Consider the following 15,634-nt stretch of genomic DNA (forward strand, 5'->3'; position numbering starts at 1 on the left):
CGACAGTTAGAAGTGGAATTATATGATTACGTCAACTGGTTTAATAAACATCGTATTCATGGAACTTTAGGCTATATGACGCCTGTCCAGTATCGCTATGAAGCCCTTAAAAATGTTGTTTGATTTTCTGTTGACAATCCAAAAATCACTCGCAATATTACGGACAAAGATGTAGGTCATATTTAAAAGGCTAATAAATGTGATTAAATTAAGAGTGATTATATATGTATTTATAGTATTAATATTAATTTTCATAGCTTACTCCTTAAGGCTTCATGCCCAATCTTGATCATCAATACATTGTTATATGATGTAAAACTCCTTATTTTAACCACTTTAGCTTATTTCATATTTTCTAACCAGGCTATTAATTCAGGCATCACCTCGTCATAACCCTTAAGTGCATTTATTGTTTCTGTTACATGAATTGTTCCCATTTCCTGCTCTCTTTCATCATTACATTCCATTCCTAATGATCGCTTAAGGCTGTATTCTAACCATTCTAACTTACTTGAATATCCAAGTTCTAGAGCTAGTCTCCAATCCGCATTTATATTCCCGAAACGCTGTTGATATCCGCTAACGAAAGCATGAAATTTCTCTTTATCTATTCTAGCTGATTCATTTATTGACCAGTATAGAGCAGATTCTATCAAGTCATGGCTTGGATTTATGCTGCCCGCTGATTCCCAATCTATTATTATCGGATTATTACGTATCCACATAACATTCTTAGGGTCTAAGTCTCTGTGACTGAAAACACTCTCTTCCCCTAACATAAATGAAGAATTCTGCGCCCTATCATTCCATAGAAACAAGTTCTCAATATGATCAGAAAAAAGATTCACCCAATTAGAATTGTTCTCTCTTCCTTTGTTTAAATAGAAATTCCAGTCTATTTCTTTAATCACATTAGAATTTTCATTTTTATAATCGATTTGCGAATAATCTGTAAGATGAATTTCAGCAAGCATAGATCCGATCATCCTACAATGTACCGTGGTACTCTCATGCGGTTTCAAACTTTGTCCTTCGATCCAATCAAAAACCAGATAAAATTGATTATCAATGTTTTGTAAAATTGTTCCGTTATATATATTTGCCGGTTGAGCAGGTATATGTTTAGAGGCAATATTGGCGATTTTTTCTGACATGACATAATTATTTTCGGCAGTGGGCCTTGCCATTATTTGTGGATTTAGAGCTTTTACAGCATACTTTCCCTTTGAAGTTTCGACTGCAAACATTCTATGTAACAGACCACCTGATATAGCTTTGGGGGTTTTGATTATATCGCCAATATCTAACATGCTGCACAATTTCCCAAACTGTAGATTGTATTGATAATCCATTCCATCAGTCCTTTTTTATATTGTCTAGAACCCACCTCACGGATTCAAAGTTCAAGATGATTTTTCATAATCAACTAATCAAGTAATTTGAATAAATCTCTGTTTTGATGCTGTTTTTCTATTTCAATAATTAATTCGCTTAATTCAAATCCTAGCTCTTCATAGTTTCTAATAAATTTAATTATTATAAAGAGTAGTTTTCCCTCATTTATGTCGCTTTGAAGTTCTGCTTCCTGCCAGGCCGTGTCCCAATCTTGCCAATAGGCTGGATCAGTTGACTTTGAATCGTTAGAAATATGGGGAGACATACTTCCTAGAAAAATAGCTGCATCTTCGTTTTCTTTGTTTGAGTTCTCCCAACGCTTTGATAGAAAATCATAAAGTGCTATATAGGATTTTCTTTTACTAAACTTCATATTTATACTTCCTTTTTCTTAGGGCTATCCCTAACTATAATCTTCAATCATAATTAGCTTGTTATTTTTCATTCGAAAGATAGACTTGCCCTTAAGTTTTATTGTGTCACCAGCCTTCATACCATTAGGTAGGTTTGTTGCCAAAGTTCCTTCATAATCAACTTCAATTTCTGCTTTATCATCATGAGTTATAATTTGCTTGATCGTTTGGCGCCTTTGTGTGAACATCTTTAACGATTGTTCAGCTAACTCGCGAAATTGATCAATGCCCTTTGTTTCAGTATCAACTATACCTTTGGAGATGTTTCGAAATTCAACTTCTTTTATCAAAGAGTCTTGTCATCCCATTAATATCAAAAGAGTTATATGCATCTAAATAATTTCTAATCAGTGTATTAATTTCAATGTCCTTCATAAATGCTTTTCTCCCCTTGTCCATCTTTTTAAAATTTGTGATACCAAAATACTGCCTTTTCATGTGCTGATGGAAACTTCGAGTACAACATAGTATCTACCGCTCCAATAACAAAGCTGTGCTTCGCATAAAATCGACAGGCCAATAAATTAACATCTTGCGTTTCAAGCATTAGACCAATTAATTGATTTTGCTTTGCCCACTCTTCAGCTTGGTTTAATAATGCAGTCCCAATCCCCTTGTTTCTACTTCCTTTTGCCACATAAATTTCTTCTATAAGTCCAAATCCGTTCCAATTTGTGTTAAGCCTAATCTGACCAATACATCTATCTTCTTCGTAATAAAAGTAAACTGCTTTATCCTCATCTTCTATGTAGCTATCATCAATGTCATCTAGTTCATATTGTTTGTTATAGTGTTCTTTAAATATCTCTTCAGTATATGACCAGATACCATCTTCATACCTGGGCACAATCCTTCCAATTATAGTGAATCCGTCGCATGACTTGTTATAATCGGTAATATTAGCTTGAGTCATTTTTCTTATCATAGTAACTCCCTATTGTTGTTGAATTATTTATACATAGTTTTCTTTATTGAGTTTTTGTATCCGTCCGCAGCATTTAATTGCTCGATCTCAGCTACACTAAACCAACCCATATCTATATGTTCTTCATTCAATCGAATTACTTCTGCTGACTCATACGCTACCTCAAAGGTTATAATCAATATGTACCGTTCTTTGTGCACTTCATAAATCCATGTATCATTTAGCCTCTTTATAGTTACTTCAATCCCAAGTTCCTCTTGTACTTCTCGTTTTAATGCATCCTCTGGTTGTTCCCCCTCTTCGATTCTACCTCCAGGTAGTTCCCATAGCTTTCTCTCATTCTTAAGAAGTAAAGTCTTTCCTTCTGAATCAATCATGATCCCTTTAACTGAAATGGGTATTTCTAAAACCATGAATCTAGCCCCTTTGCTTGCTATTCACGAAACGACCCTATCTTAGATAGATTTTATCTAATGCTGGGTCGTTTGTTGAATAATTAATATGTTATTTTTCTACGATCACTAATGAAATCGATGCATTACCCTCCCCATTACTCATGGGATTTTGGCTAATTACTTTCCATCCTTCGGCTAACAAATGGTTTAATTCTTCCAGGTTGTTTTTCTTTTCTGATAGAAAATACAGGATTACTGCTTTTTGCATCTTTGTTATCCTCCATCCATCTAAAATCGTTGTTAACAGACGTTAAGAACATTTCAAAAAAAGCTAGCCTTTAATTATCTTTACAGGAAACATTAAGTCCATGAATTGCGTCCCCGCTTCATCACTACCTAAATATTGTTCAATTCCATATGTATCTGCTAATTCATAATCTTCCGATTCATTAACCCATTTGTACAAAAAGTCATAAGCACGATAGGTTGCGTCCGAAGGCCCCTTGTAAGTTGTACATACATACGCATTAGCCGGAAATGTATAAAGCTCCATACCATCAGGAATATCATTACCATTCAATACCTCTACACCTGCAATCCATCTAAACTTATCTGTCTCATGATTGTAGTTCGGCGGATCAATAAATATGCCTATGGAATGGTCATTTTTTCTGTTCTTAACTTCAGTTATCCTTTGTTCAAATGTTTCAAATAACTTTGGAATATTCCTTTGTTCTCGCTCATCTCTCAGCAACGTTTCTAAAGTCATCCCTACTACATTAAATGCTTGTTTCTCAATGATTCTTGCCTCCATTGTTTCACGCTCCTCAATCATTTATTTGCATCATCAACTATATGATCTGTCTCTTTTCAAACTCATACACTTTATATTTACCATTGTTTGATGAGAACTTAAGTAAATCCCCATCTTGTGGTTCCCCAAGAAAATATGCACCCATACATCCTGTGGTACACCGATGTCCAGAAATCAATATATTAATTTGTTCTTTATGATATCTTCCTTCTAGCTCAGACATAAAATGAAAAACCCTCTTTATAAAATCTTTAATGTTTTCCACACCTTTATAAATGGAGGGATCAGGTACTGGGCCTCTCATCATCACTTCTTCTCTTCGTAAACGATCTGCTTCACCTAAGTCAAATACATCAAGTCTTACATCAGGGATTGCTTTTAACCCACTCACAATTTCAGCAGTTTGAATAGCTCTTTCTTGTGGAGATGAGAAAACACAGTCGAACTTAATTTCCTTGAGCTCTTCTCTTAGTATCTCGGCTTGTTTAATTCCTTCTTCATTTAAAGGCATTCCTTGTCTACCTTGTAATCTTTTTTCCTTATTCAAATCCGTCTGTCCATGTCTCACCACATAAATCATTCAAGTAGACCTCCTATGATTTATAGTCTTTCTTAAGAATCGCATATATCTCCAAATCAACAATTCCCTTCCCGGACCAGATATTTGCTTGTCTTAAGGTTCCTTCCTTAGAGAATCCATTTTTAAGTAAAACACGTTTTGAAGCATCGTTTCCTGGCATCACTTCAGCTTGGATTCTATTAATATCAATTATTTCAAAAAAATAAGAAGTTAGAAGTCTTACAGCTTCCGAGGCGATACCTCGCCCCCAGTAAGATTGCTCTAAGAAATAACCAATTGTAACCATGTTTACTTTCTGATTAAAATCAAATGCTTCCATGATCCCAACAAGTTTATTGGATGAATCGTTTAACAAGATGCCCCACTTTACCCGTGACCGCTTGTTATAATCGCGTTCAAAATGACCTATCATATTCTTTACAGTTTCTTTATTGTGTTTAGGGATAATCCCGCAATACTCAAAAACTAGATCGTTATCATAGATAGAAAAGACATCATCTAGATGGGTTGTCTCAATTTTATTTAAAGTGATTCTGTCTCCATTGATTATAGGGAATTTTTCAAACAATACATCTATGCTCATGTTACAAGCTCCTTTTTAGTCAGATAGCGGCTTGATCTAAAGCAAATTGCCAGGCTGCCGGATACCACCCCAGCCGCTTACATTACATTGGCCAGATGTATTATCACCCACAGCAACCACGGTTCCGTCCGATTTAAGGCCGACAGTATGAGTGCAACCCGCTGAAACTGCCACAATATCACGCCAGCCACTTACATTGCATTGTCCATGCGCATTACAACCTTTAGCCGTCACCGTGCCATTAGATCTCAGGCCGATGGTATGATAACTCCCTGCAGATATCGCTACCATATCGTGCCAGCCGCTTACATCGCATTGGTCGTGTTTATTCCAACCCACAGCCACCACCGTACCACCCGATGTAAGACCGACGGTGTGAAGGTAACCTGCCGAAACCGCTACAATATTACGCCAGTTAACTACATCGTATAGACCATAGCGATTATTGCCTACAATTGTCACCGTGCCGTTTGATTTAAGCCCAACGGTATGCCAGTCACCCGCTGAAACCGCCACTATATCACGCCAACCGCTTACATTGCACTGGCCTTCATTATTTCGACCTACAGCAACTAACGTGCCATCCGATTTCACCCCGAGAGTACGACGCCACCCCGCCGAAACTGCTACGATATCGCCCCACTCTTGTACATCGCATTGGCCATTTGTATTCCAACCAACAGCAACCATTGTGCGATCTGATTTTAGACCGACAGTATGAGCATTTCCCGTATTCGTCGCCATATGAACATTACCAACCGCAACCTCTACAATATTGTGCCAGCCACTTACATCACATTGGCCAGATTTATTATCACCCACAGCAACCACGGTTCCATCAGATTTTGAACCAACGGTATGACGGCGCCCTGCCGCAATAGTGTGTTTAGGCTGCGGTTTCACCTTTAACGTTGCTTCAATCTCTGTAGTGTAATCCATGTATTACCTCCTTATAAACAAAACCATTTTTCAGGATGTGCTTCTTGGATCAAGTTCTCCGAGTAAATAATTATTTTCTTCATTCGCCAGCATTAATGTTCTAATTTCATATGATTTGTACCCTGATGCAATAAATGGATCAGAATTTGCAATGTTGGTTGCTTCATTTAAATCTTCTGCTATAACAATGACCATCCCTCCAGGATAATCAGTAAAAGGACCAGAGAGAATAAGTTCGCCTTGTGACTCTAGACCTCTTAGGTACTCCACATGACTCATAATTACTTCTTCATTTAACGGCTTTTGATTATTCATTAAATAAACGAAAGTCATCTGTTCCCTCTCCTCACTTGCATAGCAATTGGATTTACACAGCACCTTAAGTTCTTAATAATGTGTTTTTACCATTCTTTATATCTTCAAAGACAACTCTTTGTACAGTACTAATATCTTCTAGTTGTATTTCTTCTATCGATTTAAATTCTAATCTCAATGATTCTTGGTTTTCATCTTTGTAAATTAGAGTTTTATTATCATCAGCAATTCTTCCTTCTAAATCTGCTCTGGCATTAAATATAAACATTACAAATACAACTTCATTTCCATCTGGATATTTATACTTCATTCGTGGTCCACTATACACAGTATAAAGTTCATATTGCTTTACCTCTAAGCCTGTCTCCTCATAGACTTCTCGAACCATCGTTTCTTCAATAGATTCACCTGCGTTCATTCCCCCTCCAGGAAGACCCCAATCACCATAATCTGATCTCCGCTGCAGTAATATCCTGCCTTCATTATCTCGTATGATCGCCCCACCAGTTACTATTATTTTCATCACTATAAACAACCTTCCCTTATGACCCAAGTATTTATGAATAGGTATAGCCAAAACACCCCAGCCTTGGATGCTCTTATCATAGGGCTGGGGTGTTTGTTATCTGAGCTCCTTCCATGATTATACATCTAAAACCAATGTTGATAGCCATGAATCTTTAATATAGTAGCTCTACTCATCGAATTATTAATTCGTTTGTTTTATACCAGTCATCTTCTCCTATATAGCTTAATATAGTTGACCGATCTTTTTCTTGGAACGTATCAAAACCATTTAATTTTCTTAAAGTTTCGGCTGAAATCTGATGAATGAACACATCATTATTTTGAGCTGTCACATATGCTAGTATTTTTTGTTCTTCCGTATTATTTAATCCTTGATAAATGAACCTATAGAGAAAGATTGAGTGTGTGGATGATGGAATGGATGTCGTCGTTTTTGTTGTATTCATAATCCAGTTTTTTATAATTTCGATTTCAGCTTGCTCAAAATATACATTTATTAACTCGGGTTGACCTCTTACAGAATTGGTTCGATACATACTGACCTCTACTGATTTCAATGAATTGTTACTGTAACTTATAATTGAATTATGATTCTGGTCATTGTTTGTATGACTGACATCTGAGTTTCTATAACTACATAGGAAAGAAATCAACAATAGCAAAAAAGCAATTTGTTTCAAACGCTTTACCTTCCTCCTATACTGATAATAAAGCCAGCATTAGATAGCTCCTATCTGAGGCCGGCTCGTGTAACGTCCGAGTTGTCTTCCACGAATATACATCGGACGAGCAAGGGGTGTCAGCCCCGCAGCATGAGTATTATGTTTTGTGATGTTAGTATGAATCCTTGACTCGCCTTCATTTTCCTAAGGACTTCTGGTATTTACTATGTCCGTCATCCGTGCATCCCTACGTATTCGTATCCGTTAGAGTTGATCCCATTCATCCGGTTGATACCCAAAGCGAATATACGATGTTATCTGATGCCAGGAACACCCTGCATTACTTATGCGGCTATCTATATCCATCTAAATATTTTTCCACTAGCTACTTGTATATTGTTCATATTTGCCCACTGTTTTAATTCTTTTATATTAATATCTTCATTCTCCTTGAACCGAAAATGGAAATCTATTGAAATTAATTTTCTTCCATATAACTTGATACCGACACTCTGTATAAAATAGCCTTCAATTATTATTTTTTCGATTTTATGTATTGGTACTTCCACTTGATTAAGCCTAATTGTACTTTCTGTAATCACTAGCTCATTATCTTTTCTTAATATCCTCTTCAATAGCATTACTACTTGTACAAGGCAAACTAACAATAATATAGCTACATTAATAACAGATAATAAATCATCTATTCGAATTACATGTATTAATAAGAAAGTAATGATAATAGAACAAATCAATTGGACATATCTTGAATTGGGGAACTTAATTTCATACTTTTTGTTCATACTCTGGTTTATTCCCCTTCTCACAGATCTCACCTAATGTTAATTGATGATTTGTTTCGTCTTATCTTCAGAGATGATTAGAAATCCTTCATATATATCACCATTTCGGTTTATACATATTGTCAAACTAAGTAACCTCCTCGCTGTAGAGTAATTTAGTTTCGTATTAGAGCTGGTTTAATGTTTTTATTATTTCTTTATTTATACCCTCAGTTCCACTAATATCCAATAATCTGAAATATACACTTCGCAAAAAATTCTTGATATTGCCTCTCATTATGTCATATCGTGGATATGCAATTCTTTCAATACATCCAAGCTGCTGCACCCAATTAATTAGAACATCTTCCTTGAGGATATTACGCTTTACAATTTGAATTACAACTGCTGCCATTCTCTCGTCTTCATCGTTTATAAAATAATAGTTACTAACACAAGCCTTTTCCCTTATCAACTCTAAGATAACTAATAAATGCTTCTGAGAATAATAAGATGCGGATGAAATAGAATGTAAACTGTCAGCTGCATGTGCGATCGAATGGGCCCATCCCTTATCTAATATGTATCCTCTATAATCCTTCTCAAGTTCATAGTACTTTCTCATTCTAGAGTAAATATATTCATATTCCTGTTCAGTAAGATAATTAAAAATATCGTTATAATGAAAAGCAAGGGGAATAAACAGAGCAGAAAAAGAACGTGTAAACACTGTATCTTGATCAATATCCCCTATCCCACAGAATAAATGATCATCATCTAAAGTTATATACAATACCTTTCTAACTAATTCTATACTTAGTTCTTCATTCATTATCCATTTATGCAAAGTCCCATAAATGAGCCTATCCCTTAATTCGTCATCAATCGAACCAATGTTTTGTATCATTTCATGAACTACCTGATCAATGTCTGTTCCTTCAGGAATCCCATAATTATTATCTCTTACATCTCTCAAAAAACTTTTAAGGTTGTTCATTTGTTCCTCCTTATGTTTCCCCCCTGAACGAGAGAATTGTGCTATCTGAAAGGTAACGTCTCCTCGATAACCTCTCAAATAACTAATCCAACACTATTTATTTCATAGACTCCATCGCTAATGTTATCTTTCATCAATTCATGAAAAATGTTCTCTCTCTTCATTAAATACTCCTCGAAATAAGCAGAAATGTACTTAGTAATAGTCGAATGCCTTAGTTTAATCCCAGCTTCCTTGTAATGTATCGGGATATCACTAAATGTCATATGATGAGCTCCTTGCATTTTAATAAAAGAACTATTTATATCACACGAATTATATAGAGCGTTATAACCACTTAAGAACAAGGATAACAACTCTGGAGAGAAATCATTTTCTAATTCCTCGATCGAGCATTTCTCTTGTCGAACTACCAATAATGGAACCGATACTTTTTCTTCTATATCTGCCCTTATTAAATGGAAACTGGGATCTAATAGAACACTGGCTTTGACTTTCTTATCTCTTTTTAGTACTTCATACGCAGCAGCGCCACCTAACGAATGACCAATTATCCCTATTTCATTGACATCTACTATTGCCATAAGGTCCTTATCAGAATTCAGAATTTCTTCTAGATTATTCATAACATACCTAACATCTTCAACTCTAAGTTCCAATAATTGATTCCAATAATGTATATCCAAACTGTCAATTTCGGATATCTCTTTCGATTGCTGAATAAAACGACCATCTGGGAAAATTGAAAATAGCGATTCATGAGTGGCACCAATTGTAATAACAATAAAACCTTGCTTTACTAGGTGTTCCACACAAAAGGAATACATATCTCTAACTACACCATAAGCAGGAGTTATAAAAATAATGGGACAGTTCCTAACGGTCATATTAATATTTGCATTATTATATATTACAGTTTCTAGATTACTAATATATTCTTTGTTTACTCCCATACTACTGAGCATATCAACAGCCAAAGAGGTACAAGGTTCAAATAAAGTAGCGTACTTCCCCTTATTCCCCGTGGGTTCTGAAGGATAATAAATACTAGTGAGGACCTCTCTTGACTCTTTGCTTATTGGATCGATACGAGTTTTATCTGTAAATACTAAGACCCTTCTCCCTATTTCCATTTCTCTCATCCTTATACTCTTACTGTTAATCGAAACCTATTACCTTGCTCCAATAACTAAACTAACTTTCACCTGTTGCTATTAAATCCATATCCTTAGCCAGATAATTTATGTATGAGCCAGAATGTTTACAAGCTTACCAAATGGATCGCGGACAAAAAAACGTCGAACTCCCCAAGGTTCATCTGTAGGACCATATTCTATTGAAAATCCGGCACTCTTCATCCGATCATAACAAATATCAACATTATCAACTTCAATCGAGAGATCAGGTGTAGGAGTCTGTGAGCCGCCCTCTGAAGCGAAACTAATTTGGATACTCATTTCATCACTTGATCCATAAGTTACTATCCAGCCATGGTCCATCAACAAATCGAGTCCGAGTACATCTTGATAGAACGATTTAGCCGCACTTATATTCCTTGCATCTATATTCGGAACAATTCGCTTAACTTTCATTTGCTACCTCCACAACTAAATTCTTATGCTAAAATTTCTTTGCCTGGAACTCGAAAATCTCAGGTTTTATTTTAAATCCTCCCTAAATTTAGATTTCAAATATCTTTCTTTAGATAGTAATGGGTATGCCCTCCAGCGTTCTCAATAGATCCATAAATCTGAAATCCTTCCTTCAAATAAAAATCCAATGCTTGAAAACTCAATGTATCCAGTTTAATAAAATCACATTTTCTTTCTAGAGCCATCTTCTCCGCTTCCCTTAGAAGTGTTCTTCCATACCCAAATTTCCGATACTCTTCCTCAACGAAAAGATAATGAATTTCAAGCCAATTCCAGCAAAACTCTCCCACAATTCCTCCGATTATCGCGTCGCCATCATGAACTAAATGTAGTTTTAATTCTTGATAACGACCTTTCAAATCATCTGGAAAGTGTCTAAGATTAAACTCTATCATCTTGTTCCTTACATAATCTTTATTATCAGTATCAATATTATTTGTGATCTCGATCGACAACATCATCACTCCTTCCATCAATAAACAAGATCTTCCCGCACTTCGATTCCCATCTCTTGACAATGATCTCTATATTTCTTTAGTACTGTATATATATCATCTTGACCAATAACTACATTATCTTCATCGAAGTATTGCAATGAGCCTCCAAGAATGAATAAGGTAATTACTTCTTCATCATCAGTAATCAGGGTATGGATATCCCCAGGTGGTTCAAATATAAAACTCCCTGGTTTCGCGATCCAATCACGTCCTTCATATCTCCATTGCCCCTTAATGTTATATCCAACAACAGATCCACCAGTATGTCGGTGGCGCGTCAAGACTTGATTACTCTTTATTTTAAAAAGGTATATCCAGGTGCCAGTTGCAAGATCAAATCTAAGAGGCTTGAAATAACAATTGGCTTCTTCTCCATCGTCAAAAGGAACCCACGGTAAATCATCGATATTAAATACCCTTTCAGGCAATTGAAGATCTTCTGCTAGTTTTACTACAGAATCTTTAATCAATCTATTCATGCTATAGTCTCCTCTTGTATTTATTGGTCTAACAATATATCCACTTAATCAATTAATTATTGTTCATTTATAGCTTTAACCTATCAATGCTATCATTTCCAAATATTAGTTTTTAACTTGTCATTAATATATCATTTGATTATGAAATTAAAAGGGAGAGGATTATTAAAATGGAGTTTAACCGTCTTGATATCAAAGAACAATTTAATGAAGTAGCTCAAAAATATGACAAACAAAGAGCGAAGCTTATTCCTTGTTTTGAAGATTTTTATAAAATAGCTACTGATTTAGCTTCATTGGAGACTGATTCACCCAGGGTCTTAGATTTAGGCGCAGGCACAGGATTATTCTCAAGCTACATCCTTAACAAATACCCCAAAGCAAAAATAACACTGATTGATTTATCCGAGAATATGCTGGATATTGCGAAGACCAGATTTCAAAACAAACCAAATATTCAATACATAGCAGGTGATTACACCAAGTTTGAGTATCGTGAACAATTTGATTTAGTAATATCTTCACTATCTATCCATCACTTGAATGATTCCAAAAGAAATATCTATATCAGAAGGTTTATTCAATAATGAAAAGCAACAGTATATTTATAAATGCTGATCAAGTCCTAGGGAATACCGAATTCTTAGAGTCCTTGTACAAATCAGATTGGAGAAATTACGTTGAGCATAGTGGGCTGGATCAACAGGAGATCTCTTCAGCAATTGAGAGAACAAAACTGGATAAGATGACTACCCTAAACCAGCAATTAGGTTGGCTAAATGAAAGTGGATTTACTGATGTTGATTGTATTTATAAGTACTACAATTTTGTTGTAATGTTTGCAAGGAAGATAGATAACTAGACTTGTTCCATAGGGAAAATCCCGGGGACCTTTATTAACACCATGGTTTCTGTTTATTTTCTTCTCCTGCTGTAAAGGTCCCCAAAAAATGGGCTTGAGCTTATCCCTTACATGAAATTGCTGACTATAATCTTCGAGCTTGATCATTGCGGACTCTAATAAATCGACACAAGTTATCGTAGCATCTGTTATAAGAAGTAAACGCCCTCACAGCGCTACTATTTAATCCTCAATATGTTTAATTAAACTTACTCGAATAACTTGGTCCCAGATTGTCCCTCGGCACACTTCTTGGTATCCAAGTTTTCTATTTAATTCTATAACATGTTCATTCTCTTCTTCTGTATGTGTATAAATTAGATTAAGACCATGGTTTTTTGCTTCTAATTCAATTGCTTTCTTAAGTAATGTTGCAAACCCCTGCCTGCGATATCCTGAATCGATCCATAAATTAAATACTTCTAAAAAACGTCCGTCTTCTTGAAAAAGGGAACGATCCATCTCACTAAACGCTGTTTTCCAAGGATATGGTTTGTCTCTATTACTTATACGATACATAATATATCCGATTCGTACACTTTGTTCTGAATCCTCTAACATTAGCACTCCTTTATCCTTATCAACTATAAATTGGTTTAGTTTTTTTCTATGTTCTATTAATTCTTCTTGTGATACTTTATTGTCTTTGAATGTGTACCCTTCATTTAACAAGTCAGTTTCTACAATGAACTCAAGGTCATTAACATTTGCTCTTCTAATGGTTGTATCCATTATATCTTCCTCCACATAAATTACTTAAGGCCGGGTCGTATGCTGTTTATGTTTAGCATATTCATTTTGACGCTTCTTACCTAATATAAAAAAGAAACAGACCACCCTTAAGGGAACGGTCTGTTTCACACACCACTTAACGGTAGACTGCTCTTTATGCTGATAATGTACACTGGTTTCGTGTTCCCTTACGAACTCTAACCAATTCCCACCTCAGTATATCTCATTTTATAACGCTATAATAGGGATTATCTCTACGATATTTATTGTTCGTTTGATTAGGTTTTATTCAACAGTTACCCGATATTGGGCCGCTCCAAGAAAGTTACCGAGGCATCTGAAGTACCGTGCAGTTCAAAGATCATAATTTCATTATTGCCTTGCTTCAATAGAGGACCTGGCACATACAATGTTTTCTGCGGTCCGATATTCCAATAGCGTCCGAGATTAAATCCATTGATGAATACAACCCCTTTTGTCCATCCTTCCAGGCTTAAGAATGTATCGCAAGGGTCATCCACAACTAGAGTTGTACGGAAAAAGCAGGGCTCTGTTTGTTCAGATAGTTCTTCGAATATTAGGCCAGTTAAATCCGTTAATGGCAGCGGATGCATCGTCCAATCCGATAGAAACTGTCGTCCAAAACGAACGCCTTCGGTAATGCCTTTATATTCTTTCATAAAAGGTCCGTAGTTAATGCGCCCTAAATTCTCCACAAGTATACTGACATGTAACCCTTCGTTTGGCACCTCGAACTCCAGTTTAACATCCGGGTTTATTCGATCCAGCGTGGCTGCCAGCTGCCCATTCAGATAGACTTGTGCACGGTCGTGCACATCCTGGATGACCAGTTCATCTTTCGGTCTCGGTCCTGAAATATACGTACTATAATGAATAAACCCATAAGCTTGACCCAATTTCTCCATGGTTTCAGGGTATGCAGAGGCAATTGGGGCTGAGATCCGGTCCAAATTAGCCTTTAGTGAAGCTTGCTCCTTCATCTGCAGTTTTCCGTACGCTTTCTTTGGGATCGGAGATGGCAGCTCGCAGGGTCCGAGATTCACATATTTCGAGATAACCTCACGAACAGCGAAATATTTCTCCCTGGGCTCCCCCGATTCATTTAATGGCGAGTCATAGTCATAGCTGGTAATGGTTGGTTCATACGCGTCAAGTGAATGAGCATTGGCTCCATTATAGAATCCAAAATTGGTTCCTCCATGAAACATATAGAAATTAACGGATCCGTTCAGGCTTAATATTTCATCCAATACATGCGCAGCATCCTCCGCGGAACGCGTATGATGCTCCTCACCCCAGTGATCAAACCATCCGTTCCAATACTCCATACACATCACAGGCGCATCGGGTTGGTATTCAAGGAGTTTATCGAAGGCCTCTTTTGTCCGGGAGCCAAAGTTTACCGTTGCCAAGACACCAGGGACCATCCCCCCCTGCAGCATGGCGTCTTCAGGACCATCGGACGTGAATAAGAGAACATCCATACCGCGGGATATCATGCTTTCTTTTAAGTGATTCAAATAGCGTTTATCGTTACCGTAACTTCCGTATTCGTTCTCAATCTGCAATGCAATGATCGGGCCACCTTCTGTACATAACAATGGCTTTAATTTAGGAAGTAATACATCATAATAAGCATCCACATGATCGAGAAACGGCCGATGGTAGCATCTCAAACGCATATCCGAATCAGACAACAGCCAGTAAGGCAGACCTCCGAATTCCCATTCAGCGCAAATATAAGGCGAAGGACGAACGATTACATACAGCCCTAATTCCCCAGCAAGTTCAATAAACCGAACGATATCCGCTATGCCCTCAAAACAAAATTCTCCTTTTTGCGGCTCGTGTAAATTCCATGGCACATAGGTTTCTACCGTGTTTAGGCCGCAGGCTTTCAATTTTAAGAGACGGTCCCGCCAGTACTCCGGTACAACCCGGAAATAATGAATGGCTCCCGAAATAATGGTTACAGGCTGATCATTGTAATAAAATGTGGATCCTGAATAATGAAAAGTCGCCAT

General features: G+C 36.6%; 24 protein-coding genes. 3 read left to right on the forward strand and 21 right to left on the reverse strand.

From position 1 onward, the window contains the following. On the forward strand, positions 1-123 hold a 123-nt coding region (locus tag AM231_RS28205), incomplete at its 5' end, for an IS3 family transposase (protein WP_165593404.1). Between the two features lie 218 nt (positions 124-341). Here AM231_RS28205 and AM231_RS14695 read toward each other — a convergent pair. The 19 genes from AM231_RS14695 to AM231_RS14780 form a co-directional block, all read right to left on the reverse strand. Further along, positions 342-1,352, reverse strand: coding sequence for a phosphotransferase (locus AM231_RS14695; protein ID WP_054403202.1), 1,011 nt, complete (start codon positions 1,350-1,352; stop codon positions 342-344). A gap of 74 nt (positions 1,353-1,426) precedes the next feature. Then, positions 1,427-1,768, reverse strand: a complete 342-nt coding sequence (locus tag AM231_RS14700; protein ID WP_054403203.1) for a hypothetical protein — start codon at positions 1,766-1,768, stop codon at positions 1,427-1,429. Between the two features lie 30 nt (positions 1,769-1,798). Beyond that, the gene (locus AM231_RS14705; protein WP_341271611.1) at positions 1,799-2,098 is read right to left on the reverse strand and encodes a nuclear transport factor 2 family protein; all 300 of its coding nucleotides are present in this window, start codon (positions 2,096-2,098) and stop codon (positions 1,799-1,801) included. A gap of 113 nt (positions 2,099-2,211) precedes the next feature. Next, on the reverse strand, positions 2,212-2,733 hold the full coding sequence (locus tag AM231_RS14710) for a GNAT family N-acetyltransferase (RefSeq protein ID WP_054403204.1): 522 nt from the start codon (positions 2,731-2,733) through the stop codon (positions 2,212-2,214). 23 nt (positions 2,734-2,756) lie between these two features. Then, on the reverse strand, positions 2,757-3,146 hold the full coding sequence (locus tag AM231_RS14715) for an NUDIX hydrolase (RefSeq protein WP_054403205.1): 390 nt from the start codon (positions 3,144-3,146) through the stop codon (positions 2,757-2,759). Between the two features lie 91 nt (positions 3,147-3,237). Continuing rightward, positions 3,238-3,396, reverse strand: coding sequence for a hypothetical protein (locus tag AM231_RS29095; protein WP_165593405.1), 159 nt, complete (start codon positions 3,394-3,396; stop codon positions 3,238-3,240). A 63-nt stretch (positions 3,397-3,459) separates the two neighbouring features. After that, the gene (locus tag AM231_RS14720; RefSeq protein WP_082341644.1) at positions 3,460-3,963 is read right to left on the reverse strand and encodes a GyrI-like domain-containing protein; all 504 of its coding nucleotides are present in this window, start codon (positions 3,961-3,963) and stop codon (positions 3,460-3,462) included. Between the two features lie 16 nt (positions 3,964-3,979). Next, complete coding sequence (locus tag AM231_RS14725) at positions 3,980-4,522, reverse strand: histidine phosphatase family protein (protein ID WP_054403207.1); 543 nt, start codon at positions 4,520-4,522, stop codon at positions 3,980-3,982. Between the two features lie 13 nt (positions 4,523-4,535). Continuing rightward, positions 4,536-5,105, reverse strand: coding sequence for a GNAT family N-acetyltransferase (locus tag AM231_RS14730; protein ID WP_054403208.1), 570 nt, complete (start codon positions 5,103-5,105; stop codon positions 4,536-4,538). 36 nt (positions 5,106-5,141) lie between these two features. Then, the gene (locus AM231_RS14735) at positions 5,142-6,044 is read right to left on the reverse strand and encodes an RCC1 domain-containing protein (RefSeq protein ID WP_054403209.1); all 903 of its coding nucleotides are present in this window, start codon (positions 6,042-6,044) and stop codon (positions 5,142-5,144) included. Positions 6,045-6,074: 30 nt separating this feature from the next. Then, complete coding sequence (locus AM231_RS14740; RefSeq protein WP_242615157.1) at positions 6,075-6,359, reverse strand: YciI family protein; 285 nt, start codon at positions 6,357-6,359, stop codon at positions 6,075-6,077. A gap of 64 nt (positions 6,360-6,423) precedes the next feature. After that, positions 6,424-6,882, reverse strand: coding sequence for an NUDIX domain-containing protein (locus AM231_RS14745; protein WP_054403211.1), 459 nt, complete (start codon positions 6,880-6,882; stop codon positions 6,424-6,426). Positions 6,883-7,057: 175 nt separating this feature from the next. Next, entirely contained in the window at positions 7,058-7,567 is a 510-nt protein-coding gene (locus tag AM231_RS14750) for a hypothetical protein (protein WP_054403212.1), read from the reverse strand. 338 nt (positions 7,568-7,905) lie between these two features. Then, positions 7,906-8,352, reverse strand: coding sequence for a hypothetical protein (locus AM231_RS14755; RefSeq protein WP_054403213.1), 447 nt, complete (start codon positions 8,350-8,352; stop codon positions 7,906-7,908). A 166-nt stretch (positions 8,353-8,518) separates the two neighbouring features. After that, a complete protein-coding gene (locus tag AM231_RS14760; protein WP_054403214.1) occupies positions 8,519-9,328 on the reverse strand; it encodes a DUF2785 domain-containing protein in 810 nt (269 codons plus the stop codon). 74 nt (positions 9,329-9,402) lie between these two features. Then, a complete protein-coding gene (locus AM231_RS14765; RefSeq protein WP_082341645.1) occupies positions 9,403-10,470 on the reverse strand; it encodes an alpha/beta hydrolase family protein in 1,068 nt (355 codons plus the stop codon). Positions 10,471-10,569: 99 nt separating this feature from the next. Further along, positions 10,570-10,920: a VOC family protein gene (locus tag AM231_RS14770; RefSeq protein WP_054403216.1), complete on the reverse strand. Its 351-nt coding sequence runs from the start codon at positions 10,918-10,920 to the stop codon at positions 10,570-10,572. A gap of 95 nt (positions 10,921-11,015) precedes the next feature. Beyond that, positions 11,016-11,435, reverse strand: coding sequence for a GNAT family N-acetyltransferase (locus AM231_RS14775; RefSeq protein ID WP_054403668.1), 420 nt, complete (start codon positions 11,433-11,435; stop codon positions 11,016-11,018). A gap of 17 nt (positions 11,436-11,452) precedes the next feature. Continuing rightward, complete coding sequence (locus AM231_RS14780; RefSeq protein WP_054403217.1) at positions 11,453-11,956, reverse strand: 2,4'-dihydroxyacetophenone dioxygenase family protein; 504 nt, start codon at positions 11,954-11,956, stop codon at positions 11,453-11,455. A 170-nt stretch (positions 11,957-12,126) separates the two neighbouring features. Between AM231_RS14780 and AM231_RS29975 the strand changes: the two genes are divergently transcribed. After that, positions 12,127-12,543: a class I SAM-dependent methyltransferase gene (locus AM231_RS29975; RefSeq protein ID WP_242615158.1), complete on the forward strand. Its 417-nt coding sequence runs from the start codon at positions 12,127-12,129 to the stop codon at positions 12,541-12,543. Further along, positions 12,543-12,818, forward strand: coding sequence for a hypothetical protein (locus AM231_RS29980; protein ID WP_242615159.1), 276 nt, complete (start codon positions 12,543-12,545; stop codon positions 12,816-12,818). The genes AM231_RS29975 and AM231_RS29980 overlap by 1 nt, the downstream gene beginning before the upstream one ends. Positions 12,819-13,040: 222 nt before the next feature. Here the strand turns inward: AM231_RS29980 and AM231_RS14790 are convergent, their stop codons facing one another. Both AM231_RS14790 and AM231_RS14795 read right to left on the reverse strand, forming a co-directional pair. Further along, the gene (locus AM231_RS14790; RefSeq protein ID WP_054403218.1) at positions 13,041-13,589 is read right to left on the reverse strand and encodes a GNAT family N-acetyltransferase; all 549 of its coding nucleotides are present in this window, start codon (positions 13,587-13,589) and stop codon (positions 13,041-13,043) included. Positions 13,590-13,885: 296 nt separating this feature from the next. After that, positions 13,886-15,634, reverse strand: a complete 1,749-nt coding sequence (locus AM231_RS14795; RefSeq protein WP_054403219.1) for a glycoside hydrolase family 35 protein — start codon at positions 15,632-15,634, stop codon at positions 13,886-13,888.

It is taken from the genome of Paenibacillus solani, assembly GCF_001277345.1.
In the GTDB taxonomy this organism is placed as follows: Bacteria; Bacillota; Bacilli; order Paenibacillales; family Paenibacillaceae; genus Paenibacillus_AQ; species Paenibacillus_AQ solani.

What these genes read in the sequence shown, in the direction of transcription:
- AM231_RS14765 (WP_082341645.1), bottom strand. Translation starts at nt 10,470, where the DNA reads ATGAGAGAAATGGAAATAGGGAGAAGGGTCTTAGTATTTACAGATAAA.
- AM231_RS14725 (WP_054403207.1), bottom strand. Translation starts at nt 4,522, where the DNA reads ATGATTTATGTGGTGAGACATGGACAGACGGATTTGAATAAGGAAAAA.
- AM231_RS14695 (WP_054403202.1), bottom strand. Translation starts at nt 1,352, where the DNA reads ATGGATTATCAATACAATCTACAGTTTGGGAAATTGTGCAGCATGTTA.
- AM231_RS14790 (WP_054403218.1), bottom strand. Translation starts at nt 13,589, where the DNA reads ATGGATACAACCATTAGAAGAGCAAATGTTAATGACCTTGAGTTCATT.
- AM231_RS14770 (WP_054403216.1), bottom strand. Translation starts at nt 10,920, where the DNA reads ATGAAAGTTAAGCGAATTGTTCCGAATATAGATGCAAGGAATATAAGT.
- AM231_RS14700 (WP_054403203.1), bottom strand. Translation starts at nt 1,768, where the DNA reads ATGAAGTTTAGTAAAAGAAAATCCTATATAGCACTTTATGATTTTCTA.
- AM231_RS29975 (WP_242615158.1), top strand. Translation starts at nt 12,127, where the DNA reads ATGGAGTTTAACCGTCTTGATATCAAAGAACAATTTAATGAAGTAGCT.
- AM231_RS14760 (WP_054403214.1), bottom strand. Translation starts at nt 9,328, where the DNA reads ATGAACAACCTTAAAAGTTTTTTGAGAGATGTAAGAGATAATAATTAT.
- AM231_RS14740 (WP_242615157.1), bottom strand. Translation starts at nt 6,359, where the DNA reads ATGAATAATCAAAAGCCGTTAAATGAAGAAGTAATTATGAGTCATGTG.
- AM231_RS14710 (WP_054403204.1), bottom strand. Translation starts at nt 2,733, where the DNA reads ATGATAAGAAAAATGACTCAAGCTAATATTACCGATTATAACAAGTCA.
- AM231_RS14780 (WP_054403217.1), bottom strand. Translation starts at nt 11,956, where the DNA reads ATGAATAGATTGATTAAAGATTCTGTAGTAAAACTAGCAGAAGATCTT.
- AM231_RS14755 (WP_054403213.1), bottom strand. Translation starts at nt 8,352, where the DNA reads ATGAACAAAAAGTATGAAATTAAGTTCCCCAATTCAAGATATGTCCAA.
- AM231_RS14795 (WP_054403219.1), bottom strand. Translation starts at nt 15,634, where the DNA reads ATGGCGACTTTTCATTATTCAGGATCCACATTTTATTACAATGATCAG.
- AM231_RS29980 (WP_242615159.1), top strand. Translation starts at nt 12,543, where the DNA reads ATGAAAAGCAACAGTATATTTATAAATGCTGATCAAGTCCTAGGGAAT.
- AM231_RS14735 (WP_054403209.1), bottom strand. Translation starts at nt 6,044, where the DNA reads ATGGATTACACTACAGAGATTGAAGCAACGTTAAAGGTGAAACCGCAG.
- AM231_RS29095 (WP_165593405.1), bottom strand. Translation starts at nt 3,396, where the DNA reads ATGCAAAAAGCAGTAATCCTGTATTTTCTATCAGAAAAGAAAAACAAC.
- AM231_RS14715 (WP_054403205.1), bottom strand. Translation starts at nt 3,146, where the DNA reads ATGGTTTTAGAAATACCCATTTCAGTTAAAGGGATCATGATTGATTCA.
- AM231_RS14720 (WP_082341644.1), bottom strand. Translation starts at nt 3,963, where the DNA reads ATGATTGAGGAGCGTGAAACAATGGAGGCAAGAATCATTGAGAAACAA.
- AM231_RS14730 (WP_054403208.1), bottom strand. Translation starts at nt 5,105, where the DNA reads ATGAGCATAGATGTATTGTTTGAAAAATTCCCTATAATCAATGGAGAC.
- AM231_RS14745 (WP_054403211.1), bottom strand. Translation starts at nt 6,882, where the DNA reads ATGAAAATAATAGTAACTGGTGGGGCGATCATACGAGATAATGAAGGC.